The organism is Lutimaribacter saemankumensis, from assembly GCF_900100005.1.
Classification (GTDB): domain Bacteria; phylum Pseudomonadota; class Alphaproteobacteria; order Rhodobacterales; family Rhodobacteraceae; genus Lutimaribacter; species Lutimaribacter saemankumensis.
In genome coordinates this window covers 1-23743 of record NZ_FNEB01000008.1, presented here as the reverse complement: position 1 = coordinate 23743, position 23743 = coordinate 1, and the positions used below count along the sequence as shown (strand labels likewise).

Annotated in this window: 20 protein-coding genes and 1 pseudogene; 8 read left to right on the top strand and 13 right to left on the bottom strand. The window is 61.5% G+C overall.

All coding sequences use genetic code 11. The features are described 5' to 3' along the window. Position 1: 1 nt before the first annotated feature. The 12 genes from BLT50_RS14460 to BLT50_RS14405 all read right to left on the bottom strand — a co-directional run bounded on the left by BLT50_RS14460 (position 2) and on the right by BLT50_RS14405 (position 13337). Positions 2–1585 carry an ABC transporter substrate-binding protein gene (locus BLT50_RS14460; RefSeq protein ID WP_090029425.1) on the bottom strand — a complete coding sequence of 528 codons (1584 nt, stop codon included), beginning with the start codon at positions 1583–1585 and terminating at the stop codon, positions 2–4. A 143-nt stretch (positions 1586–1728) separates the two neighbouring features. Next, positions 1729–3711 (bottom strand): CocE/NonD family hydrolase, encoded by a 1983-nt coding sequence (locus BLT50_RS14455; protein WP_090029424.1) that lies wholly within the window; start codon positions 3709–3711, stop codon positions 1729–1731. A 65-nt stretch (positions 3712–3776) separates the two neighbouring features. Continuing rightward, positions 3777–4178 carry a RidA family protein gene (locus tag BLT50_RS14450; protein WP_090029423.1) on the bottom strand — a complete coding sequence of 134 codons (402 nt, stop codon included), beginning with the start codon at positions 4176–4178 and terminating at the stop codon, positions 3777–3779. Next, on the bottom strand, positions 4175–4585 hold the full coding sequence (locus BLT50_RS14445; RefSeq protein WP_090029422.1) for an acyl-CoA thioesterase: 411 nt from the start codon (positions 4583–4585) through the stop codon (positions 4175–4177). Before BLT50_RS14445 ends, BLT50_RS14450 begins: the two co-directional genes overlap by 4 nt. Before the next feature lie 8 nt (positions 4586–4593). Then, positions 4594–4830 carry an Lrp/AsnC ligand binding domain-containing protein gene (locus tag BLT50_RS14440; protein WP_090029421.1) on the bottom strand — a complete coding sequence of 79 codons (237 nt, stop codon included), beginning with the start codon at positions 4828–4830 and terminating at the stop codon, positions 4594–4596. A gap of 4 nt (positions 4831–4834) precedes the next feature. After that, positions 4835–6451, bottom strand: coding sequence for an AMP-binding protein (locus tag BLT50_RS14435; RefSeq protein ID WP_090029420.1), 1617 nt, complete (start codon positions 6449–6451; stop codon positions 4835–4837). 1 nt (position 6452) lies between these two features. Beyond that, positions 6453–7616, bottom strand: a complete 1164-nt coding sequence (locus tag BLT50_RS14430; protein WP_090029419.1) for an acyl-CoA dehydrogenase family protein — start codon at positions 7614–7616, stop codon at positions 6453–6455. Positions 7617–7683: 67 nt separating this feature from the next. After that, a complete protein-coding gene (locus BLT50_RS14425; protein ID WP_090029562.1) occupies positions 7684–8484 on the bottom strand; it encodes an enoyl-CoA hydratase family protein in 801 nt (266 codons plus the stop codon). Positions 8485–8489: 5 nt separating this feature from the next. Next, positions 8490–8972: a MarR family winged helix-turn-helix transcriptional regulator gene (locus BLT50_RS14420; protein ID WP_090029418.1), complete on the bottom strand. Its 483-nt coding sequence runs from the start codon at positions 8970–8972 to the stop codon at positions 8490–8492. Further along, complete coding sequence (locus tag BLT50_RS14415; protein ID WP_090029417.1) at positions 8969–9721, bottom strand: SDR family NAD(P)-dependent oxidoreductase; 753 nt, start codon at positions 9719–9721, stop codon at positions 8969–8971. Before BLT50_RS14415 ends, BLT50_RS14420 begins: the two co-directional genes overlap by 4 nt. Further along, positions 9721–12021, bottom strand: coding sequence for a bifunctional salicylyl-CoA 5-hydroxylase/oxidoreductase (locus BLT50_RS14410; protein WP_090029416.1), 2301 nt, complete (start codon positions 12019–12021; stop codon positions 9721–9723). Before BLT50_RS14410 ends, BLT50_RS14415 begins: the two co-directional genes overlap by 1 nt. Before the next feature lie 158 nt (positions 12022–12179). Next, complete coding sequence (locus BLT50_RS14405; RefSeq protein ID WP_090029415.1) at positions 12180–13337, bottom strand: acyl-CoA dehydrogenase family protein; 1158 nt, start codon at positions 13335–13337, stop codon at positions 12180–12182. Positions 13338–13610: 273 nt separating this feature from the next. Between BLT50_RS14405 and BLT50_RS14400 the strand changes: the two genes are divergently transcribed. From BLT50_RS14400 to BLT50_RS14375, 6 genes are read left to right on the top strand one after another with little or no spacing between them, the layout of a single operon-like run. Beyond that, on the top strand, positions 13611–14486 hold the full coding sequence (locus BLT50_RS14400; RefSeq protein WP_090029414.1) for a branched-chain amino acid ABC transporter permease: 876 nt from the start codon (positions 13611–13613) through the stop codon (positions 14484–14486). 4 nt (positions 14487–14490) lie between these two features. Beyond that, complete coding sequence (locus BLT50_RS14395; RefSeq protein ID WP_090029413.1) at positions 14491–15573, top strand: branched-chain amino acid ABC transporter permease; 1083 nt, start codon at positions 14491–14493, stop codon at positions 15571–15573. Continuing rightward, complete coding sequence (locus BLT50_RS14390) at positions 15570–16340, top strand: ABC transporter ATP-binding protein (RefSeq protein ID WP_090029412.1); 771 nt, start codon at positions 15570–15572, stop codon at positions 16338–16340. The genes BLT50_RS14395 and BLT50_RS14390 overlap by 4 nt, the downstream gene beginning before the upstream one ends. Next, positions 16337–17113 (top strand): ABC transporter ATP-binding protein, encoded by a 777-nt coding sequence (locus tag BLT50_RS14385; protein ID WP_090029411.1) that lies wholly within the window; start codon positions 16337–16339, stop codon positions 17111–17113. The genes BLT50_RS14390 and BLT50_RS14385 overlap by 4 nt, the downstream gene beginning before the upstream one ends. 4 nt (positions 17114–17117) lie before the next feature. Continuing rightward, positions 17118–19001, top strand: coding sequence for an AMP-dependent synthetase/ligase (locus tag BLT50_RS14380; RefSeq protein WP_090029410.1), 1884 nt, complete (start codon positions 17118–17120; stop codon positions 18999–19001). Between the two features lie 46 nt (positions 19002–19047). Beyond that, a complete protein-coding gene (locus tag BLT50_RS14375) occupies positions 19048–20208 on the top strand; it encodes an ABC transporter substrate-binding protein (RefSeq protein WP_090029409.1) in 1161 nt (386 codons plus the stop codon). Positions 20209–20300: 92 nt separating this feature from the next. Here BLT50_RS14375 and BLT50_RS14370 read toward each other — a convergent pair whose 3' ends face one another. Continuing rightward, on the bottom strand, positions 20301–22379 hold the full coding sequence (locus tag BLT50_RS14370; RefSeq protein WP_090029408.1) for a DEAD/DEAH box helicase: 2079 nt from the start codon (positions 22377–22379) through the stop codon (positions 20301–20303). Positions 22380–23225: 846 nt separating this feature from the next. Here BLT50_RS14370 and BLT50_RS14365 point away from each other — a divergent pair. Both BLT50_RS14365 and BLT50_RS19050 read left to right on the top strand, forming a co-directional pair. Further along, the gene (locus BLT50_RS14365; protein ID WP_090029407.1) at positions 23226–23612 is read left to right on the top strand and encodes an AfsR/SARP family transcriptional regulator; all 387 of its coding nucleotides are present in this window, start codon (positions 23226–23228) and stop codon (positions 23610–23612) included. A gap of 28 nt (positions 23613–23640) precedes the next feature. Further along, positions 23641–23743: pseudogene (locus BLT50_RS19050) on the top strand (IS5/IS1182 family transposase); the annotation flags it as partial.

The window sequence follows — 23743 nt, the reverse complement described above, 5'->3', positions numbered from 1 at the left end:
ATTACGCGGTTACCCAGGTCTTCACCGGAGCGTAAAGGTTCATGAGCCCGAACCCGATGGTTTCCTGCCAGCCGCCGATCTTGTCGGACACGCCGTCGATGAAATCGTTGAACATCGGGCAGATCAGGCCGCCTTCGTTGCGCAGGATGTCCGACATGTCGGCATACATCTGCTTGCGCTTGGTTTCGTCCAGCTCGGCACGTGCGGCGACCAGAAGCTGGTCGAACTTTTCGTTGTTGAACCGGGTGTCGTTCCAGTCGGCCGAGCTGAGATACGCGGTCGAGAACATCTGGTCCTGCACGGGCCGTCCGCTCCAGTAGCTGGTGCAGAAGGGCTGCTTGTTCCAGACCTCGGACCAGTAACCGTCATTCGGCTCGCGCTTGATTTCCAGGTTGATGCCCGCCTGCGCCAGCGACTGCTGGAACAGTGCCGATGCGTCCGGTGCGCCGGGGAACGAGTTGTCCGAGGTGCGCAGAAGGATCGCGCCGTCATAGCCCGATTTCTGCATATGGAACTTGGCCTTGTCCGGGTCGTATTCACGCTGCTCGGCAGGGGTGAACAGCGGATACGAGGCGTTGATCGGCGTGTCGTTCCCGATCGAGCCATAGCCGAACAGCACCTTGTCGACCATTTCCTGACGGTTGATCCCGTATTTCAACGCCATGCGCACATCGTTGTTGTCGAAGGGCGCGGTGTCGCAATGCATGATGAACACGTAATGGCCCGGACCGCTTTTCGAATAGACATTGATGTTCGGTGCGCGGCTGACCAGTCCGGCCGTGCGCGGCGGCACACGGGTGATCATGTCGACCTGCCCCGATTGCAGCGCCGCGACGCGGGCGGTGTCGTCGTTGATGACGATCATCTCGATCGTTTCGGCGTGACCGTGGCTCGAATCCCAGTGGTTGGGGTTCTTTTCGGCGACGAAGCGAACGCCTTGCTCGGCCGATTTCAGGATGTAGGGTCCGGTGCCGATCGCGGCGTTCGGATCGTCCTTGCCGCCATTGGGCTGGATCACGAGGTGGTAATCCGTCAGCAGGTACGGCAGGTCGGCATTGGGTTCGGACAGTTCGACAACGAACATGTCGCCCTCGGCGCGCATGGCCTTGATGCCACGCATGATGCCCAAAGCGCCCGATTTGGTGTCTTCGCCCGAATGGCGCTCCATCGTTGCAAGCACGTCCTCGGCGGTGACGGTCTTGCCGTTCGAGAAGGTCACGCCCTGGCGGATCTTGAAGGTCCAGACGCTGGCATCTGCCGAACCTTCCCAGCTTTCGGCGATACGTCCTTCCAGGCCGCCGCTCAGCGCCAGTTCGATCAGCGGTTCGCCCCAAAGACGAAGCAGCATGGTCCCGGTCGAGTTCGTCACCAGCGCCGGATCGAGCGTATCGGACGAACTGCCGCCATCAATACCGACCTTGATCGTCCCGCCCTTTTGCGGACCAGCCGCGCGCACCGCGTCTGCCAGCAAAGTATTCGCAAGCGCGGCCGAAACGCCCAGTGCGCCCATGCGGCCCATGAACTCGCGACGCGAGATGTGGCCCAGCGCCGCGCGCAGTTTGAGATAGTCGATCTGGTCCTTCATGAGGAAATCTCCCTGTGATTACCCCGATCCTGATGGTCGGGCGTTTCTTGACTTTGGAGTCAAGAATGCCGATTGCGCCGCGCGCTTCAAGTCAAATTTTTGATGATTTCCGACATCATCCACCCGTTTGCGACATCGTTCGTTTACATATGGTCGCGCGGAACCGAGTCCGTCACATCCCGCTCCAGCACAAGACGGTCGTTTTCATAGGCTTCAAGCCGGCCTTTCAGATGAAAATTCTCTGCGTCCGACCACATCTCGGCAAAGGTTTCGGTGCGTATGCGGATGTCGTCGCGCTCGACCTCTTCGGTCCAGTGCGACCTTGCGCTGGCGCTCAGCGGATCGTCGGGATGAACCTGCCACCATTCACGCGCGATCCCACCCGACACGAGCCCGTGGCCGAGATCGCGACGTTTGCCGGAGTCGCGTTCGATGAAATGGCTAACAACGCCAGTGACCATATCGGTGGTGGCCTCGCGCCGCTCGGATGCCGGGCGGAGAATCTCGACCTCCTGAGGGGGGGCGGATTCCGGCGGCGGAAAGGTCCATTCGTCGCCTTCGGCACGGTCGCGTATGGAGACATGCAGCGCGCCATCGTGAACAGTGACGCAGGCAGCCTCTGGCGCGGGCCAGATCATCGGCCAGTACGCGGTGCTGATGGCCACGCGCATCTTGTGACCAGCCGGGACACGGTACGCCATATGGTCCAGCACGATCTCGACCTCCTCCGCTGTGCCGGGCTGCATCGGTGCAGGGGTGGCCGACCCATGGCGGTGCGACAGGTTCAGCAGGCCCCAGGTGATCCGCGTACTGGCGCCGTCGGGTTGCACATGACACAGCCGCACCGCGATCTGCGCCTGCGGCTTGTCGGCGCTGAGCTTTAGCCGAAGAACGGGCGCACCCACGATATCCGTATCCGCCTCAAGCGGCGCGGTGTCGAAACAGGCCGACATCGCATCGTCGCCACGCTGGTCGCCGGGCCATTCCGGCCCCGCGGACCCGCCGTAATATTCACCGCATTCCATGCCGCATGTCTGCGGCGATGCGACCCTGACATCCACCGTTGCCGCCTTGCCGCCCAGCCTGCCCGGCGACAACGCCCAGATGGTTTGCGGCCAATCCACGCCGCCATCGGCAAGCCAGCGCCCCGGCCTGACGGCATAGGATCGGTCAGGCCGCGCGCCATCCATCAGGTAGTGGCGATAGGCGGGGTCGCTTTCGACCCCCGTATCAATGTCCTTGAGCCAGCGATCCCACCAGCGCAGTGCTTCTTGCAAAAAGCCGATCCGCGGCTCGGGAACGGCGAAATGGGGATACTTGTGAATCCAGGGACCGTTGATTCCCTTGGTTCCCGGCACGTTGCGCACAAGATGGGGAACCGTGTTCAGATACCCATCCCCCCAACCGCTGACTGCCAGAACCTTTGCCTTGATCCGGCTAAAATCCTCGCAGATCGAACCGTGTTGCCAATAGCCATCCCGCCGCTGGTGGCGCAGCCATTTCGAGATCAGGAAAGGTTCGTTCTCCAACCTTTTCAGCCACATCTCACGCCAGTCCGAGCGCAGCGCGGGATCGGGCGGGCGCGAGGAATAGGCCCACATGACCGAAGACCAGCCAAAGTTTTCGTTCAGCAGGCAACCGCCCTTGTAGTGGATGTCGTCGGCGAAGCGGTCCACTGTCGAGCAAAGGGAAATCACCGCCTTCAACGGCTCTGGCTGCAAATAGGCCACCTGCAATCCGTTGAACCCGCCCCAACTGATGCCCATCATGCCAACCCGGCCCGAACACCAGGATTGCGCTGCGATCCAACCGATTACCTCGACCGCATCCGCCAGTTCCTGCGGTGAATATTCGTCATCCATCAAACCGTCGCTGTCGCCGTTCCCGCGCATGTCGACCCGGATGCACGCATAGCCGCGCGCCGCGAACCATGGATGGGTAAGTGCGTCGCGCGCGGCGGTGCCGTCACGTTTGCGATAGGGCAGATATTCGAGGATCGCGGGAACGGGATCCTCTGCGTCCTCGGGCATCCAGACCCGCGCGGACAGCTGACATCCATCGGACAGCGTAATCCGCATATCGGGTATTTCGATAACGGTGCGAAGGGCGTTGCGCGTATCTGACATTGCGGCAGCTTCCGCCGGGGTCCGGCCCAGGTCAAGCAGTCTGATGGCCGGGACGCCGTGACCGGTCAGCCTTGCGGGATCTTGGCGGTTGCCTCGATTTCCAGAAGCGCCTCGTCCTCGACCAGGGCAGAAACCACCACCATCGTCATCGCCGGGAAATTACGTCCGAGAACAGAACGGTAGACACGGCCCACTTCGGCCTGATGGGCGAGATATTCCTGCTTGTCGGTCACGTACCATGTCAGCCGCGTCAAATGCTCGGGCCCGCCGCCTGCGGCCTCGATCACGGCGAGGATGTTCTTCAACGCCTGCTCCATCTGGCCGATGAAATCATGCGCCTCGAATCTCTGCTCGGCGGTCCAGCCGATCTGCCCACCCACGTAAAGGGTTCCGTCCTCGGTCAGAACACCATTTGCATAGCCCTTCGCGGGCGCCCAATCGGCGGGATGAATAATGCGGTTTGTCATGCGATTTCTTCCTCTTGATGCACGAGCAGCGCCTCTTTCGCCGCCTCGGTCCATGGTGCTGGCCGCAGATCGGGGCCCACATGCACAAGCACCGACCGCGCCGTAAGCCGTACTTCGCCGTCGCAGGTGCACACGAAACGCGTCGATGCGCTGCTGCGTCCGACACGCGTGAATGCCAGCGTGAACTCCAACCAGTCGCCATGCCGGCTAGGGGCGGAAAATTCGGTCTCGATCCTGGCCGTCGGCACGCCCTGGTCCGGGTGGATTTCGTGAAACGCCTCACCGGGGATCGTGGCAAAGAACGCCTCGACCACGTCGTTCAGCATCTCGAAATAGCGCGGAAAGAAGACGATCCGCGCAGGATCGCAATGCCGGAACAGAACCTGTTGCCGATAGGTAAACGCCATCCGACCGCTCAGAACGCCTTGAACGTCAGGGTCGTCAGGCTGCGTTCGACGCCGGCGACATCGACCAGCATTTCGTTGATGAACTTGCCGATATCCTGGTCTTCGGGGATGTAGAGCTTGATCAGCAGATCCCAGTCGCCACTGGTCGAATACAGCTCGGAATGCAGCTCTTTGAGCATGATCTGCTCGGCCACCTTGTAGGTCTGGCCCGGCTTGCAGCGCAGTTGAACGAAGGTCGCGCGCATCTTTTCACTCCTCTTTCAGGCGGAACCGCTGGATTTTGCCGCTTTCGGTTTTCGGCAGCGCGTCGGTAAAGACCACTGATCGGGGATATTTGTAAGGGGCAATCGTCGCCTTTACGTGGTCCTGAAGCAGTTTTGCCATGGCCGGTCCTGCATCGCCGGCATCGCGCAAAACGACGTGGGCCTGAACGATCTGGCCCCGTGCATCGTCCGGTATGCCGACGACCGCGCATTCCGCAACGTCCGGGTGGGCCAGCAGAGCCGCCTCGACCTCGGGACCGGCGATGTTGTAGCCGGAGCTGACGATCATGTCGTCGTTGCGCGCCGCGAAATGCAGGTAGCCGTCCTCGTCCATCGAAAACGCATCGCCGGTGACGTTCCAGCCATCCATCACGTAATGGGCCTGCCTCGGATCGGCCATGTAGCGGCATCCGGTCGGCCCGCGCACCGCCAGCCGGCCAACCTGGCCGCGCGGCATTTCTTTGCCATCCTCGCCTATCACCTTGGCCTCGTAGCCCCGCACGGGTTTTCCCGTGCAGGCGGGCCGGTGGTCGTCGAACCGGTTCGAAATGAAGATATGCAGCATCTCGGTCGCGCCGATCCCGTCCAGCATCGGCTTGCCCGTCTTCTCCATCCATTCCTCGTAAACCGGCGCGGGCAGCGTTTCACCCGCGCTGACCGCTGCACGCAGCGAAGAAAGGTCGGCACCTTCGTCGATTGCCTGCAACATGACGCGATAGGCGGTTGGCGCCGTGAAACACACCGTCGCGCGGAATTTCTGAATGATCTCGATCAGGTTGGGCGGCGAGGCGTTTTCCAGAAGCGCCGCCGCCGCGCCGAACCGCAGCGGAAATACCGCCAGCCCGCCCAACCCGAAGGTGAAGGCAAGAGGCGGCGAGCCGACGAACACGTCCTCGGGCTGCACGTTCAGAACCTCGCGGGCGTAACCGTCTGCGATGATCAGGATATCGCGGTGGAAATGCATCGTCGCCTTGGGCGAGCCGGTCGTGCCGCTGGTAAAGCCCAGCAGCGCCACGTCGTCGCGGCCCGTTTTTACCGCATCGAACTGGACCGGCTTTTCCAGTGCCAGGCGGTCCAACTCGGCATCGTGGTTGGACGTGCCGTCGAAGCCGACGACCGTCTGGAGAAACTCCGAGGTCTTCGCGCAGGAAATCATCTCATCCATCAGGCGCGTGTCGCACAGCGCATGGGTGATTTCGGCCTTGTCCACGATCTTGGACAACTCACCCGCGCGCAGCATCGGCATCGTGTTGACCGCAACCGCGCCCACCTTGGTCACCGCAAGCCACGCCGCCACCATCGCCGGGTTGTTGGCCGACCGGATCAGGACGCGGTTGCCCGGCTTGACCTTGAGATCGTCCACCAGCGCATGGGCCAGCCTGTTGGTCCAGTCCGACAACTCCTTGTAGGTGCGGCGGCGTCCGTTTCCAATCAGCGCGGTTCGGTCGCCATGCCCCTTTGCCACCATGGCATCGGTCAACTCGACCCCGACATTGAGGAATTCAGGATAGTCGAACCCATCCAGCAGGAAATCCGGCCACTGATCCCGCGGCGGCAGGTTGTCCCGCGTGAAGGTATCGGTATGTGCTGTCGGTCCCAGCATGTCAGCCCCCATGATGCATTCCCAGTGCCTGGCGCGCGATCACGACGCGCTGCACGTCGGACGCGCCTTCGTAGATGCGCAAGGCCCGGATATCGCGATAGAGCTCCTCGACCTTCTGACCCTTGCGCACGCCATCACCGCCATGCAGCTGCACGGCCCGGTCGATCACCTGCTGGGCCTGGTCTGTGGCGAACAGCTTGGCCATAGCAGCCTCGCGCGTCACGCGGGGGGCGCCGCTGTCCTTAGTCCAGGCCGCGCGATAAACCAGCAGCGCGGCGGCATCGACATCCAGCGCCATGTCCGCGATATGTCCCTGCACCATCTGCAGGTCGAAAAGCGGCGCACCCTGCACCTGCCGGCTTGTCACGCGATCCAGCGCCTCGTCCAGCGCGCGGCGGGCAAATCCCAATGCGGCCGCCGCCACGGTCGAACGGAACACGTCCAGCACCGACATCGCGATCTTGAACCCCTGCCCGCGTTCGCCAAGCAACGCATCCCTGGGAACCCGGCAATCGGTGAACTTCAACCGCCCCAGGGGGTGCGGCGCGATCACCTCGAGCCTCTCGACCACCTCGAAGCCTGGCAATCCCGCCGGCACGATGAAAGCAGACAGCCCCTTTGCGCCCGGCCCCTCGCCCGTGCGGGCAAACAGCGTGTAGACATCGGCGATGCCGCCGTTGGAAATCCAGGTCTTCTCACCGTTCAGGATGAAGTCGTCACCGTCTTCCTCGGCGGTAAGAGTCGAAGCCGCGACATCCGATCCCGATTGCGGTTCGGTCAGGGCGAAGGCGGAAATCGCAGCCCCGGCACGGGTTTGCGTCAGCCAGCGGCGCTTTTGTTCTTCGGTTCCGAAAAGCGATATCGCTCCGGTGCCAAGGCCCTGCATCGCAAAAGCGAAATCGGCCAACCCGTCATGGCGCGCCAGCATTTCCCGGATCAGGCAGAGCGAGCGCACATCAAGCCCCGTCCCACCATCGGGATCAACGGCGGAATGGCGCAGGAAACCGGCCTCGCCAAGGCCCGCCACCAGGGCGCGGCACGCCGCATCAGTGTCGGAATGGTCGATGGCACCCAGATGCGCCTTGCACCACGCCTCGAGATCCTCGGACAGCGCCCTGTGGCTTTCGTCGAAAAACGGCCAGTTCAGGAATGTCTTATCCGCCATTGCGCGCTCCCTTGTCTTATCTTGCCCGAAATGTTCCCGCCGGAGGCATCCTTCCTCCGGCGCGCGATCAGTCGCCTTCGAACACCGGTTTTTCCTTGTTCACGAACGCATGGTAGGCACGTTCGAAATCGCCGGTCTGCATGCAGATCGCCTGGGCCTGCGCCTCGGCCTCGATCGCCTGTTCGATCGACATCGACCATTCCTGCGCCAGCATGGTCTTGGTCATCATGTGCCCGAAATTCGGCCCTTCGGCGATTTTCCTTGCCCAGGCGACGGCCTCGGCCTCGAGGGTGTCCGCCTCGACGATACGGTTGAAGAACCCCCAACGTTCGCCTTCCTCGGCCGTCATCACGCGACCGGTGTAAAGCAAATCGGCCGCGCGCCCCTGGCCGATGATGCGCGGAAGGATCGCGCAGGCGCCCATGTCACAACCGGCAAGGCCCACACGGGTGAACAGGAACGCAGTCTTCGCATTCGCCGTGCCCATCCGCAGATCCGATGCCATCGCGATGATCGCCCCGGCGCCGACGCAGATGCCGTCGACCGCCGCAATGACCGGCTTGCCGCAATTGACGATGGCCTTGACCAGATCGCCCGTCATCCGGGTGAAGGCGAGCAGCTCTTTCATGTTCATGCGGGTCAGCGGGCCGATGATGTCGTGCACATCGCCGCCCGAGCTGAAATTGCCGCCATTCGAGGCAAAGACCACCGCCTTGACGTCATCGGCGTAATGCAGGTCGCGGAACCAGTCGCGCAGTTCTGCATAGCTGTCGAATGTCAGCGGGTTCTTGCGCTCGGGGCGGTCCAGCCGGACGGTCGCGATGCCGTCCTCGATACTCAGCAGAAAATGTTTCACGTCGGTGCGCATCGGCGTCATTCCTTGTCTTCCCTCGTCTCCAGCGCCTCGGCCAATTCCTTGAGCCGGACGGCAAATCCCTGCGCCTCGTCGGCGCCCATGTCGGCAAAAAGCGCGTCGATCCATGCCTCGTGCTCGGCCGCCTGACCGGCAAACACGTCCTGTCCCCGCGGGGTCAGCCGCGCCATCATGGCACGGCGGTCCCCCGGAACGGGCACGCGTTCGACAAGCCCTTCTTCGGCCAGCCGGTCGACGATGCCTGTCACGTTTCCGTTCGAAACCTTCAGCACCCCCGACAGTTCGGACATCCGCAGCCCGTCACGATGCCGGTTCAGCGCCGACATGACATCGAACCGCGGCAGCGTGGTGTTATGGTCGCGGCGCAGCTTGTCGCGCAATTCGTTCTCGATCTTGCGGGTAACCCCAAGCAAGCGAAGCCATAGCCGCAGCCGCGCTTTCGACTCTTCCGTGCTCCGGTTCAGTTCCACCTGCTCACTCATATCTCACCCCCCGTCAGGCCCAAAGCGTGACCGTTCACCGAACGGGCAGCCTCGGAACACAGCCACAGAGCGGCACCCGCGACCTCATCGGTCTGAATGAACCGCCCCTGCGGATTGCCCGCGCGCAACGATTTCGCGGCCTGTTCTTCGCTCATGCCGGTCTTTTCGACGATATTCGCAATCGAACGCTCGAGCAAAGGTGTCTCGATGAAACCAGGGCACAGCGCGTTGACCGTCACGCCTGTCCGCGCCAGTTCGACCGCCAGCGCCCGGACCAGGCCAAGAACCCCATGCTTGGCCGCGACATAGCCCGCAACGTAAGGATAGCCCTTTAGCGACGCCGTCGAGGCGACGGCAATCATGCGCCCCCAGCCCTGGGCCTTCATGTCTGGCAGCGCCGCCTGGAAGGTGTGAAAGACGCCCGTCAGATTAACGCGCAGCATCGCATCCAGGTCATCCGTCGTCATGGACTCGAACGGTTTGCTTTCCGCTGCACCGGCATTGGCGACGACGACATCGACCGGCCCGTTCAACCCGCGCGCCTGCCGGAACGCATCACGCACCGCCGCAGCATCGGTGACATCGCAGGTAATCCAGCCGATGAACTTGTGCTGTTTCGCAACCTCGCGCAGCGGCGCCTCGCGGCGCCCCATGATCGTGACCTTGGCACCCGCATGGGCAAAGGTCTCGGCCATGTCGGCACCAACGCCGGTGCCGCCGCCGGTTACGATGACATGCTTGCCATCCATCAGACGCGCACCTGCTGCATTTCCGCCTCGCGGTCGGCCAGCCGCCATGCCTGGTCCCGGCCCGCAAGATAGGGCAGCGGCCATTCTTCGAGCCGGTCACCGATCTTTGCACCTTCGTGCAGCGTCCAGTACGGATCGGCCAGATGCGGGCGCGCGACGGCCACGAGGTCGGCACGTCCCGCCATCAGGATCGAGTTCGCGTGGTCCGCCTCGTAGATATTGCCGACCGCCATGGTGGAAATGCCCGCCTCGTTGCGGATGCGGTCCGAGAACGGGGTCTGGAACATGCGGCCATACACCGGCTTGGCATCGATGCTGGTCTGGCCTGCCGACACGTCGATGATGTCGGCCCCGGCCTCCCAGAACCTGCGGGCGATTTCGACCGCTTCTTCGGGGGTCACGCCCTCGTCACCGACCCAGTCGTTCGCCGAGATGCGTACCGACATCGGCTTGGCCTCTGGCCACACGGCCCGCATCGCTGCGAACACCTCGAGCGGATAGCGCATGCGGTTTTCAAGGCTGCCGCCATATTCGTCCTGCCGGATATTCGACTTGGGCGAGATGAAGGAAGACAGAAGATACCCGTGCGCGGCATGCAATTCGATCATGTCGAACCCGGACCGTTCGGCCATCTCGGCCGCCGCCACGAACTGGTCGCGCACCTCGTCCATCTCGGCGCGGGTGATTTCGCGTGGGGTTGCGTTTTCCGGCGACCAGGGAATGGGCGAGGCCGACACCAGATCCCAGTTGTCCGACTTCAGCGGCGCATCCATCTTTTCCCAACCAAGCTGGGTCGAGCCCTTGCGCCCGGAATGGCCGATCTGGCAACACAGCTTTGCCTGCGTTTCGGCATGCACGAAATCATTCAGGCGCGTCCACGCCGCCTCGTGTTCAGGGGCGTAAAGGCCCGGACAACCCGGCGTGATCCGGCCTTCGGGGGAGACACAGGTCATTTCCGTATAAACAAGCCCCGCCCCGCCCTTGGCGCGTTCCGAATAGTGGACGAAGTGCCAGTCGGTCGGGCATCCGTCGACGGCCTTGTACTGCGCCATGGGGCTGACGACGACACGGTTCTTCAACTCCATGTCCCGCAACTTGTAGGGTGCGAACATCGGTGGGCGGACGGGCGCGTTTTCCGAGACGCCTGCCTGCATCTGGAACCATTTTTCCGCCGATTGCAGCCATTGGGGATCGCGCAGGCGCAGGTTTTCATGCGAAATGCGCTGCGACCGGGTCAGCAGCGAATAGTTGAACTGCACCGGATCCAGATCGAGATACCTTTCGACCTCTTCGAACCATTCCAGGCTGTTGCGCGCCGCCGATTGCAGGCGCAGCACGTCGAGGCGGCGTTCGTCCTGATACTTTCGGAACGCATCTTCCAGCGTCGGCTCGGTATCGACGAATTCGGCCAGGGCGATCGCACTGTCAAAGGCCAGCCGCGACCCCGACCCGATCGAGAAATGCGCCGTCGCCGAGGCATCCCCCATCAGGACCACGTTCTTGTGATGCCATTTCTCGCAGTTCACGCGAGGGAAGTTGATCCAGACGGCCGATCCGCGCAGGTGCTTGGCGTTGGACATCAACTCGTGCCCGTCCAGGTGATCCTCGAATATCTTGCGGCAGGTTTCGACGATCTCTTCCTTCGACATGCCTTCGAAACCCCAGTTGTTCCAGGTCTCTTGCGTGCATTCCACGATGAACGTCGCCGTGTTGTCGTCGAACTGGTAGGCATGCGCCCAGACCCAGCCATGTTCGGTCTTTTCGAAGATGAACGTGAACGCATCGTCGAATTTCTGATGCGTACCGAGCCAGATGAACTTGCACAGGCGCGTATCGATATCGGGCTTGAAATGCTCGGCCCACGCGTCGCGGACCCGCGAATTCAGACCGTCGGCGGCCACGACAAGGTCGTAGTCTTCGGAATATTGCTCGACAGGGCCGACCTCGGTTTCGAACTGCAGGTTCACACCCAGTTCGCGCGCACGCTCCTGCAGCAAGAGCAGCAGCTTCATCCGCCCGATACCGGCAAACCCGTGGCCGCCCGACACCGTGCGATGCCCGTCATGCACCACGGCGATGTCGTCCCAATACGCGAAATTCTCGCGGATCGCCTCGGCACTCTTGGGATCGTTCTCCGCCAGGTTTTCCAACGCGTCATCCGACAGAACCACGCCCCAGCCGAACGTATCATCTGCCTTGTTTCGTTCGAACACGGTAATATCCGCATCCGGCTGACGCAGCTTCATCGAAATGGCAAAATAGAGCCCTGCGGGCCCACCGCCCAAACATGCGATCTTCATGGCATCGCCTCCCCGAATCCATCACTTTTACCAAGCGTAACCCAGGCGAAAACTATTTCAAAGGCAAATATTTTAAGATTGAAGTATGCAAATGCATTTTTATTGCATATCAGCTCCAAGGCCCGGCAAAGCCGCCGGGCCCAAGACACGGACCGCGTTCACACGTCGATGGAGCGGGCGATCAGTTCCTTCATGATCTCGTTTGTGCCACCATAGATCATCTGCACACGCGCGTCCGCATAAAGCCGCGCGATCGGATATTCCATCATGAAGCCGTAGCCACCAAACAGTTGCAGGCATTCGTGCATGACCTCGTTCTGGGTTTCGCTGCCCCAGTATTTCGCCATGGACGCAGTAGCGGCATCCAGCGTGCCGGCCTCGGCGCGGCCGATGCAATCATTGACGAAGGCACGCAACACTTCGGCCTTGGTCTTCATCTCGGCCAGCTTGAAGCGGGTGTTCTGGAAATCCATCAACCGCTGGCCGAACGCCTTGCGTTCCTGCACATACTTGATCGTTTCGGACAGGGCGAAATCGATACTGCCCAGCGCGGTGATCGCGATAACCAGACGCTCCCAGGGCAATTGCCGCATCAACTGGTAGAAGCCCTGCCCCTCTTCTGCGCCCAGCAGGTTCGTCTGCGGCACTTTCACGTCCTCGAAAAACAGTTCCGACGTGTCGTTGGCCTTCATGCCCAGCTTTTTCAGGTTGCGTCCCCGCCGGAACCCTTCGACCTGGTCGGCTTCGACAACGATCAGCGAAACCCCCTTCGCGCCCGCCGCCTTGTCGGTCTTGGCGACGACGACGATCAGGTCGGCAGTCTGACCGTTCGTGATGAACGTCTTCGAGCCGTTGATACGATATTGGTTGCCGTCTTTCTCGGCAGTCGTCTTGACCGCCTGCAAGTCCGAGCCGCAGCCGGGTTCCGTCATGGCGATCGCAGCCACGCGCTTGCCCGCCACGAGGTCGGGCACCCAGCGCTGCTTCTGCTCTTCCGAGCCATAGGTAAGCAGGTAGTGCAGGACGATCGACTGGATCGAATACCCCCAGCCGCAATCGCCGACCGCCCCCTGTTCGTAAACCGCGATCGCGTCGAACCCCATGCCGCCGCCCGCGCCGCCATAGGCCTCGGGAACGGACCCGCCAATGATGCCCTGCGCGCCGGCAAGCTCCCAGAATTCGCGGTCGACCCGACCCTGGTCGACCCATTTTTCGATATTGGGAACAAGCGCGTCGTCGAATACGCGCGAAACGGCATCGGCGAACATCCTGTGTTCATCCATGACCCAGCTTGCCGTTGGCGTGAACAGACCCATAATGACCTCCCATGATCCGGTTTTGCCCGGATCATGCCGACAGTCCCGCTGCGGCGTCCAGACTGCCGTTGCGTCGCAAGCGCGCGGGGCCTTTCTTCCGCATTGCGGTTGAAATTTCCGCAACGTCACTTTATCACCAGATGTTGACCCGTGACGCATTTTGTGGACGGATCGTGCCACTTGCCTGAGGAGGGCAAGTGTGTCCGAAAATGCCGGGCACGGCGGGACCGCAGCAATCAAGATTGCGGGCCGCAACATATAGGGAGGATCGCGGTGGAAGTTCTTCAGCTTCTCATCAGCGGCATGGCCAACGGCTGTGTCTACGGGCTCGTCGCTTTGGGCTTCGTGCTCATCTACAAGGCGACAGAAGCCGTGAATTTCGCGCAAGGCGACTTCATGATGCTGGGTGCGTTCGTCACGCTCGGCCTTGTGAACCCCGAATTCATGGGGCTGAACTTCTGGGTCGCGCTTCCGATCGTTTTCGTGATCATGGGCATATTCGGCTATCTGCTGGATCTTTTCGTTCTGCGCGCAGTATTCGGGCAGAACCAGGTCGCGATCATCATCCTGACCATCGCCCTCGGCTTCATCCTGCGGTTCGTGGCGGGGCTGATCTGGGGCCACGAGCCGCTTTCGCTCCACTCGCCGCTGGCGCTGGGCGATCTGCGGATGGGGGAACTTGTCCTGGGGATGGCCGATGTCGCGATCATCATCGTGACCTTCCTGCTGACGCTGCTTTTGTGGCAGTTCTTCCAGCGCACCAAGGTCGGGCTGGCCATGCAGGCCGCAAGCCAGAACCAGATGGCGGCCTATTACATGGGCATCCCCGTAAAGCGCATCCAGGGCCTTGTCTGGGCATTGGCGGGCATCGTCGCCGCAGTGGCCGGCATCCTATACGCATCAAAAGGGGCAATCGACCCGAATGCCGGGTTCATCGGGATCAAGGCATTCGCCGCGGCCGTCATCGGCGGGTTCGGCAGCCTTCCCGGCGCGCTGATGGGCGGGTTGATCGTGGGCATCATCGAACCCTTCGCCGCGCGTTACCTGCCGGCCGGCTGGTCGCAGATCGCGCCCTACGCTCTGCTGATCGGCGTGCTTCTGTTCCGTCCTCACGGCCTGTTCGCGCAGGTCCGCGTCAAGAAGGTCTGAGGCCATGCGTATCCATTTCAAGACCAGCTACGACCATGACATCCGGCTGTTCCAGGACGGCTGGCAGGCCTTTCTTTACGCCGCCCTGCTGGCGCTGATGATCGCCCTGCCCTGGTTGATCGACGATTTCTTTCTGGGCGAGGCGACCAACGTCCTGATCTGGTCGACCTGCGGGCTGGGCCTGATGCTGCTGACCGGCCAGACCGGGCAAGCCAGCCTTGGGCACTCGGCCTTCATGGCGATGGGGTGTTATGCCTGCGTCCTTCTGATGGAAGCCGGCCTGCCCTTCATTCTGGCGTTTCCGCTTGGCGGCATCATCACGGGCCTGATCGGTGCGCTGATCGCCATTCCGGCGCTCAAGCTGCACGGCGTCTACCTTGCCATCGCAACCTTGGCGCTGGCGATCCTGACCGACGACCTGATCGTGATGCTGGAACCCTGGACGGGGGGCGTGGCAGGCAAGTTCGCGCCGCCCATCTACGTCTTCGGGATCGAGATCAACCGCTGGTCCAACCCGACGGCGTGGTACTACATGGCGCTGGTCGTCGTGCTGGTGGTGACCCTGTTTTACCGCAATCTCCTGCGCGCACCGATGGGTCGCGCCTTCGCTGCCGTGCGCGACAGCGAAATCTCGGCACAGGCCATGGGCGTCAACATCGCGCGGACCAAGACGATCGCCTTTGGCATCTCGGCCGGCATCACCGGGCTTGGCGGGGCGCTGATGGGCCTGTTCGCCGAAGTCTTCAACAACGAGACCTTCACTTTCATCCTGTCGATCCAATTGCTGATGATGATCGTCGTGGGCGGGCTTGGCTTTATCCATGGCGCGTTCCTGGGGGCCATCGTCATCGCGTTCCTGCCGCAGGTTCTGTCGATTGCGACCGACAGCCTTGGCAGCACCGTCGCGATCCCCGGCCTGGAAACCGGCGTGTTCGGCCTGATCATGATCCTGTTCATCCTGTTCGAACCGATGGGGCTCTATGGGCGGTGGCTGAAGATCCGCACCTTCCTTGAACTGTTCCCCTTCGCGCGCAAGGACATGTTCCGCCGCCAGAAATCCTACCTCAAGACGGAGCGCCTGAGATGAGTCTGCTGACGCTCGACAACGTGACGCTGAAATTCGGCGGCCTGACCGCCGTGAACAAGCTGAGCATGACGGTCAACGAGGGCGAAGTCTTTGCCCTTGTCGGCCCGAACGGCGCCGGCAAATCGACGGTCTTCAACTTGATTTCGCGTTTCTACACGCCCGTGGAAGGCAAGATCACCTTTGACGGCAAAGACCTGCTGAAACTTGCACCCGACGAAGTGCCAAGCCTGGGCATCGCGCGCACGTTCCAGAACATCGAGCTGTTCGATCAGGCGACCGTTCTCGACAACCTGCTGGTCGGTCGTCACCGTCACCGCAAGACAACGCTGGTTGAGCAGATGCTGCATCTTCCCAGCGTCCGGCGCGAAGAACGCGAACACCGCGAGGCCGTCGAAGAGGTTATCGATTTCCTGGATCTGCAGCCCTACCGGAACAAGCGCATCGCGGGCCTGCCCTACGGTGTGCGCAAGGTCGTCGAGATGGGCCGCGCGCTGGCGTCCAAGCCACGGCTGTTGCTGCTCGACGAACCCGCATCGGGCCTGTCGGTCGAGGAAACGCAGAACATGCGCTGGTGGATCGACGATATCCGCCGCCAGATGGGGATTACGGTTCTGATGGTTGAACATGACATGGGGCTGGTCAGCAAGGTCTGCGACCGGGTTCTTGCGCTTGCCGACGGTGCGAAGCTTGCCGAAGGCACGCCGCAAGAAGTGCAGAACCATCCTGCCGTGATCGAGGCCTATCTTGGCACGGGGGACGCGGCATGAGCGACAAACCCCTGCTGGAGGTCCGCAACCTCGAAACCTTTTACGGACCGATCATGGCGATCCGGGGCGTCAGCCTCGAGGTGCACAAGGGCTCGGTCGTGACGGTGCTCGGCGCGAACGGTGCCGGCAAGACGACGCTGCTGAAAACGATTTCGGGCATCATGGACCCGGAAAAGGGCGAAATCCTGTTCCAGGGCAAGCACATCGAAGGGTGGGAGCCGCACAAAGTCGTGCGCGCAGGCATCGTGCACGTGCCCGAAGGGCGCGAGGTTTTCCCCCTCTTGACGGTCGAGGAAAACCTGAACCTCGGCGCCTACACACGCAGCGACAAGTCCTCGATCGCAAAAGACAAGGAGCTGGTCTTCGAATACTTCCCGATCCTGGCCGAACGCCGCAACCAGGAGGCTGGCACCCTGTCAGGGGGGCAGCAACAGATGCTTGCCATCGGCCGCGGCCTGATGCTGAGCCCGGAAATCATGCTGCTCGACGAACCCAGCCTGGGCTTGTCGCCTTTGCTGGTTCAGGAAATTTTCGACATCCTGAAACGCCTGAACAAGGACGAAGGCGTGACGATGATGCTGGTCGAACAGAACGCCAGCGCCGCGCTGAACCTCGCCGATCAGGGTTATGTGATGGAACTGGGCCGTATCGTGATGAACGGCTCTTCCGCGCGCCTGAAGGAAAGCGAGGACATCAAGAGCTTCTACCTGGGCCATACCGAAGAAGGCGCTCGCGGCGAAAAACGCTGGAAGCGCAAGAAGACCTGGAGGTGACACGATGAACGCCAATGCCGCATCGGACAAGATCACCATCAACGGCGTCGTGTTCAACGCGATCCCCGACGCCCGGCCCGTCACGGTCGACGGGCAGGATACCATCGTCAAACTGTTCGCCGCGCGCTGCAAGGAACTGGGCAGCCGGACCGCGCATCGCGAAAAGGATTTCGGGATCTGGAAAGCCTACACATGGGGCGATTACTGGACACATGCAAAATGGATCGGCATGGCGCTGCGGAAACTTGGCCTGCAGCGTGGTGAATGTGTGTCGATCCTGTCGGAAGACCGCAAGGAATGGGCCTATTTCGACCTCGGGATTCAGGCCGTGGGCGGCATTGCCTCGGGGGTCTATACCACCGACAGCGCGGCGCAGCTTGCCTATTTGTTGAAAGACAGCGACTCGCGGTTCCTGATCGTCGAGAACGAAGAGCAGCTCGACAAGTTCCTGGAAATCGAAGGCGAGGTTCCCGGCGTTCTCAAGGTGATCATCCTGGAAGACGAAGGCCTGCACGATCTCGATCATGATCGCTGCATCTTCATCGAGGAACTCTATGATATCGGCAGACAGGCCGATGCCGCCGAGCCCGGAACCTTCGACGCGGAGGTCGAAAAATCCCGCCCCGAAGATACGGCCCTGCTGATCTACACTTCGGGCACCACCGGAATGCCCAAGGGCGCCATGCTGTCGAACGAAAACATCATGGCCGCCATCACCGCGGGCGCGCATGGCCTACCCGCCAAACCCGAGGACGAGCAGCTTTGCTTCCTGCCGCTATGCCACATCCTCGAACGCGACGTGTCGATCTACTTCCCACTCGCTGCGAAATGCACGGTGAACTTTGCCGAAAGCCCGGAAACGGTTTTCGACAACCTGCAGGAAGTCAGCCCAATGACATTCACCGCCGTGCCGCGGGTCTGGGAAAAGATCTATTCCCGCGTTCTGATCCTCGCGCAGGAGGCGACGTGGTTCGGACGCGCGTCGTTTCACCTCGCGCTGAAGGCCGGGCAGAAACGCACCAAGGCGCTGATGGAGAAAGGCAGCGTTCCTGCAGGAACCGCGCTGAACTATTGGGTCTGGGATCAACTGGTGCTGAAGAACCTGCGCCGCATGCTGGGCTTTGACCGGATGCGTCGGGGCGGCACCGGGGCGGCGCCGATCTCGCCCGAACTGTTGAAATGGTACTGGTCGATCGGCGTGCCCCTCGTCGAAGGCTACGGCATGACCGAAACCGCCGGTATCGCAACGATCAACACGCCCGACGAAAACAAGGTCGGCACGATCGGCAAACCGGTGCCGGGTGTGCATGTACGGATCGCGGACGACGGCGAAATCCAGACCAAGGGCCTGAACAATTTCCAGGGCTACTGGCGCAACAACGAAAAGACCGCCGAAACCTTCACCGATGACGGCTGGCTGCGCACGGGCGATGTGGGACGGGTCGACGATGACGGCTATGTGACCATCACCGGCCGCCTCAAGGACATCATCATCACCGCGGGCGGCAAGAACATCACGCCGGCCGAAATCGAAAGCCGCCTGAAGTTCAGCCACTACATCAACGACGCGGTCATCATAGGCGACAAGCGGAAATACCTGACCGCGCTGATCATGATCGACCAGGAGAACGTCGAGAAATACGCACAGGAAAAGAAAGTGCCGTTCTCTGACTTCGCCTCTCTGTGCCGCGCGGCGCAGGTTCAGGATCTGATCCGCCAGGAAGTCGAACAGGTGAACAAGGAATTCGCCCGCGTCGAACAGATCAAGGATTTCCGCCTGATCGACGTGCTGCTGACAGCCGAAGACGAAGAGCTGACACCGACCATGAAATTGAAACGTGGCTTTGTGGAAAAACGCCACAAGCCGTTGATTGATGATATGTATTGACCAAGCCCCGCATAAACGGGGCGAGACCTAGGGAGGAAAGACCACAATGAAGACCCTCATGAAATCCGTGCTGGGCGGTGCGCTTGCGCTGGGGATGACCCAGGCGGCATTCGCCGAAACCCAGGGCGTCACCGACAGCGAAATCGTGATCGGCTCGGCCAATGACCTGTCCGGCATCTTTGCTGCGGTGGGCGTTCCGGCGATCAACGGCGCGAACCTCAAGATCAAGGAAGTGAACGAAGCAGGCGGCGTGCATGGCCGTCAGATCCGCTTTGTCGTCGAGGATCACACCTACCAGTTGCCCAAGGCTGCGCAGGCTTTCAACAAGCTGGTGAACCGCGACAAGGTGTTCGCGATGATGCTGACGCTTGGCACACCGCACAACCTGGCCGGTTTCAAGATCCTCGATCCCAAGGGCATCCCGAACCTGAACCCGCTGTCGGCGGCCCGCGAAATGCTGTCCGAGCCGATCGACAACAAATACACCGGCTTCGCCAGCTACTATGACCAGACCGTCGCGGGTATCAAATATCTGAACGAACAGTTCGGTCACACCAATGTCTGCGCGATGTACCTGCCGACCGACTTCGGTATCGAGATCGCGACCGCCGCCAAGGAAAGCACCGAAAGCCTGGGCACGACCTTCGTTTCCGAAACCACCCACAAGCCGGACGAACAGGACTTCGTTGGCGCCGTTCAGAAACTCCGCAGCGAAAACTGCGAAGTCATCGTGATGGCGCTGGGTGTGCGCGCCGGCATCACGGTCGTTGGCACGGCCAAGCAGCTTGGCTGGACCGAAGCCAAGTTTCTCAACACCTCCGCAGGCTTCCTCGAACCCGTGGCAGCGGTCCCGAACGGCGTGACCGAAGGTCTCTATGCCGCGGCCGGCTGGGTCGATCTTGCCGCACGCGCGGCAGACCCCGTGCCCGCCGCCTTCATCAAAGCCTACGAAGAGGAATACGGCCAGCCGGCAAGCGGCTTTGCCATGCTGGGCTACAACGCGGCGGAAACGCTTGTGATGGCGCTCGAGGCCGCTGGTCCCGATCTGACCCATGAAAGCTTCCAGAAGGGCATGGAGACGGTCGATTACTATTCCGAGCTTCTCGACACCCGTATCGCCTATGGTCCGGGCGACCACCAGGGTGCGGACGAGATCACCATCTCGATCGTCGAAGGCGGCAAGTGGAAACTGCTCGCCCGTCAGTAAGACCGGAACCCGCATGAACAGAAAAGGGGCGCATCAGCGCCCCTTTTTTTCGCCCGCAATAGACATGCCTGCGCAATCGGCAGGTTGGAACCTTACCGTGGCTTACCCGGCTTACCCGGCTTGCCCCCGAACTTGCCGCCCGGCTTGCCGGCGCCGCCCCTGGTCTTGCGCAAACTTTGCGACGGATCGTTTGCTCCTGCCCGCGCGGCGGCGCGGGCTTTGTTCTTCTTGCTGTTTGGCTTGCCTTTCGGCGGCGGCGGGCCTTTGGGCTTGTCCTTCACACGATGTGGCTTGGCCTTGGTTCCGCTTTCAGACCGGCGCGGCGGGCGATCGCCGCCCGATGCGCCTTCCTTGCGCCGCACTTCACGGTCTGGCCCGGCAGGTATATCCGGCGTCTTGGCCGCCGGTTTTCGGGGCTTGCTTTGGACCGGTTCGGGTTTTCTGACAGGCTTCGGCGCTTCAGTCCGCTCCGGTCTTGCCTCTCTTTGCGGTCCTTCGTTCTGCCGTTCGCGGGGCGCTCGGTCCCCCTGCGGCCTGGGGCCCGGGCCTTGGCGGTCGCTTTTCGTTCCGCGCTTGTTGCTGGGCCGTGGCATCCCTTCGAACTCGGGCGCCGCATCGAGCTGTTTCAGGGTCACACCCTTCTCCAACTCCATCGTCGGCCCAACCGCATTCAGAAAACGCTCGACCGACGCCGCCTTGATCTGCACCAGCGAATGATCCTGCTGTATGCGGATCGCTCCGACATCTTCCTTGCTGAGATCGCCGGAACCGCAGATCATCGGCAGGATGCGGCGCGGCTCGGCATCCGCCGCCCGGCCACCGGACACAGCGAACCAGACGCTTGGACCAAACTCCACGCGCGGCGGGCGCTTTTCGTTCGGATCGGACAACTCTTCAGGAGCGGTATGGTTCTCGCGGAAAAGGCGCAGATAAGCGGCCGCGATCTGTTCCGGCGATTGCTCGGCAACGATACGCGCCACCACCGGGGCTTCGGATTCCGCCACTGGCGTCTGCCAAGTCGGATCGGTGAACATGCGTTCTTCGTCGCGCGCCAAAACCTCTTCGGCCGCCGGGGCCGGTCCCCAGTCAGCTTTCAACTTTGCCATTGCAAGAATGCGCTCTGCCTTCTTGCGAACCTTCGGTGTCACAATCAGGGCGGACACCCCCTTGCGCCCGGCACGCCCTGTGCGGCCAGACCGGTGAAGCAGGGTTTCAAAGTTCGATGGCAGCTCTGCGTGCACGACAAGATCGAGGTTCGGCAAGTCGATCCCCCGCGCGGCCACGTCCGTCGCCACGCATACCTGCGCACGCCCATCGCGCATCGCCTGAAGCGCATGGGTCCGCTCGGACTGCGACAATTCCCCGGACAATGCCACGACCTGAAAGCCACGGTTCGACAGACGCGTGGTCAGACGGTTCACCATCGCCCGCGTATTGGCGAAGACGATCGCATTCGGGGCCTCGTAATACCGCAGCGCGTTGATCACAGCGTTCTCGGTGTCACGCTCTGCAACCGACATCGCGCGATAGGCGATGTCGGCATGCTGGCTGGCTTCGGATTTGGTAACGACCCGGATCGCGTCCCGCTGATAGCTCTGAGCCAGCCTGGCGATCTGCGGCGGCACCGTGGCCGAGAAAAGAAGCGTCTGGCGATCCGCGGGCGCCGTTCCCAGGATGAACTCCAGATCCTCGCGAAAGCCGAGATCCAGCATTTCATCCGCCTCGTCCAGCACGACGGCACGGCAATGGGACAGATCGATGGAATCCCGCATGATGTGGTCCCGCAGGCGGCCCGGCGTGGCCACGACAATATGCGCGCCGCGTTCAAGCGCGCGGCGTTCGTCGCGCATGTCCATGCCGCCCACGGTCGAGGCCATGACCACGCCCGCTGGCGCATAGAGCCACGCCAACTCTCGCTTGACCTGCATGGCAAGCTCACGCGTCGGTGCGATCACCAGCGCGAGCGGTGCTGCCGCCGGCCCGAATACATCATCGTTTCCAAGAATGGTCGGCGCGATCGCAAGACCGAAGCCCAGCGTCTTTCCCGATCCGGTCTGCGCAGAAACCAGAAGGTCGGCACCAACATGGGCAGGATCGAGAACCGCCTCCTGGACAGGGGTCAGCGTTGTGTAGCCACGCGCATCGAGGGCGTCTTGCAGAGTTTTCTTCAAGGGAGTTGTCTTCTTCGAATAAGGGCGCCCGTCGACGGGCAATCGTGTGCGGATAGAGGTTCCACGCCGCAATGTATAGTGCCATCTTCCTGCAGCCAAACGAACGTGTCGAAATAACCGCCTGCTGAACGATAGCCAAAGGGCTGGCCGCACACGTCAGGGCGATCGGGAAAGGCCGTATTGAACGCATCACACGTGGCACAGCAAAACGACGTCACCAAGCAGGTGACCGGACTTCGATGCTAGAAGCCGCGCGATCAGCAGGGCAAGACGCTCCAGCCGACATGCTGGCCAAGAAAACCCTAAGCCGTTGAAATTATGGCGATCCCACGAGGACTCGAACCCCGAACCTGCTGATTAGAAGTCTGTTAAAAAGTGAATGATTTCAGTGGGTCGCGGATCAAAACTGGACGGTTGGACCGACGAAAAACAGTGGGGCGTTGTGTTATCGCCCCACGCCACAATAAAACTGCATGGTTACGGTCTCGAAGCGGACGCCAACATGATCGAAGTCTTGTCAGAGAATTACCAGTTTCACAGCGCTTTCCCTAAAGGTCGTATCCAGCCCAAGATCTTATTCCCAACCTCTGCAGCAATCGCACGGCCGGACTTCTCAACACAGCCCTCGCAGTCGGGTTCCTTCCTTTGCGCCCAATCCCGCTCCGCTCTCCAACCGTGATGCTGTTGCCGGTCATCAAGTGTCTCACCCAGCCCACATCTCTTCTCCAATTGCTTCAGATGCTGGGTCACGTCTCGCGGTCCGTCATAAAGGCTCATCTCGTTTCTCCTCGATTCTGAAGGTTGCTGGCTTTAGTTTTGAGATGAGCGCGTCAGCTAAGGCGGGAGGTGACCGTCAAAGAAATGCAAAATCGTGAGAATTCGGACGAATTTTTGTATTTTTTCCGATTGATCGGTGCGTTTTCCGTGACCGATGCATCTGGCAAAAGTCTTGGTTTGTCAGGCTGCAAAGATCGCGCGGTTCTTGCTTTTCTGGCCGCACATCCAGGCCATCCAGTTGCGCGGGACAGGCTGGTCGAGCTGGTATGGCCAGGATCTCTCGAAGGCGCTGGACGCGCCAGTCTGCGCCAATCGCTGAGCACGATACGCAAAGCGCTCACAAATGAGAGCATACTGACGGTCGATCGTGACACGATAACGCTGAATGCCGGGCCTATTAGAACCGATATAGCCCAGCTAGGGTCAGGACCCATTGATTTCCGCGTTGGAGCATGATTCACGCTTCGAAAACCGAGCGGTGAGCATGTCTGGTCTTTTCTGGCTGACGGATGCGCAGATGGCGCGTCTTGAGCCCTTCTTCCCCAAGTCACACGGCAAGCCACGCGTTGATGATCGACGTGTGTTGA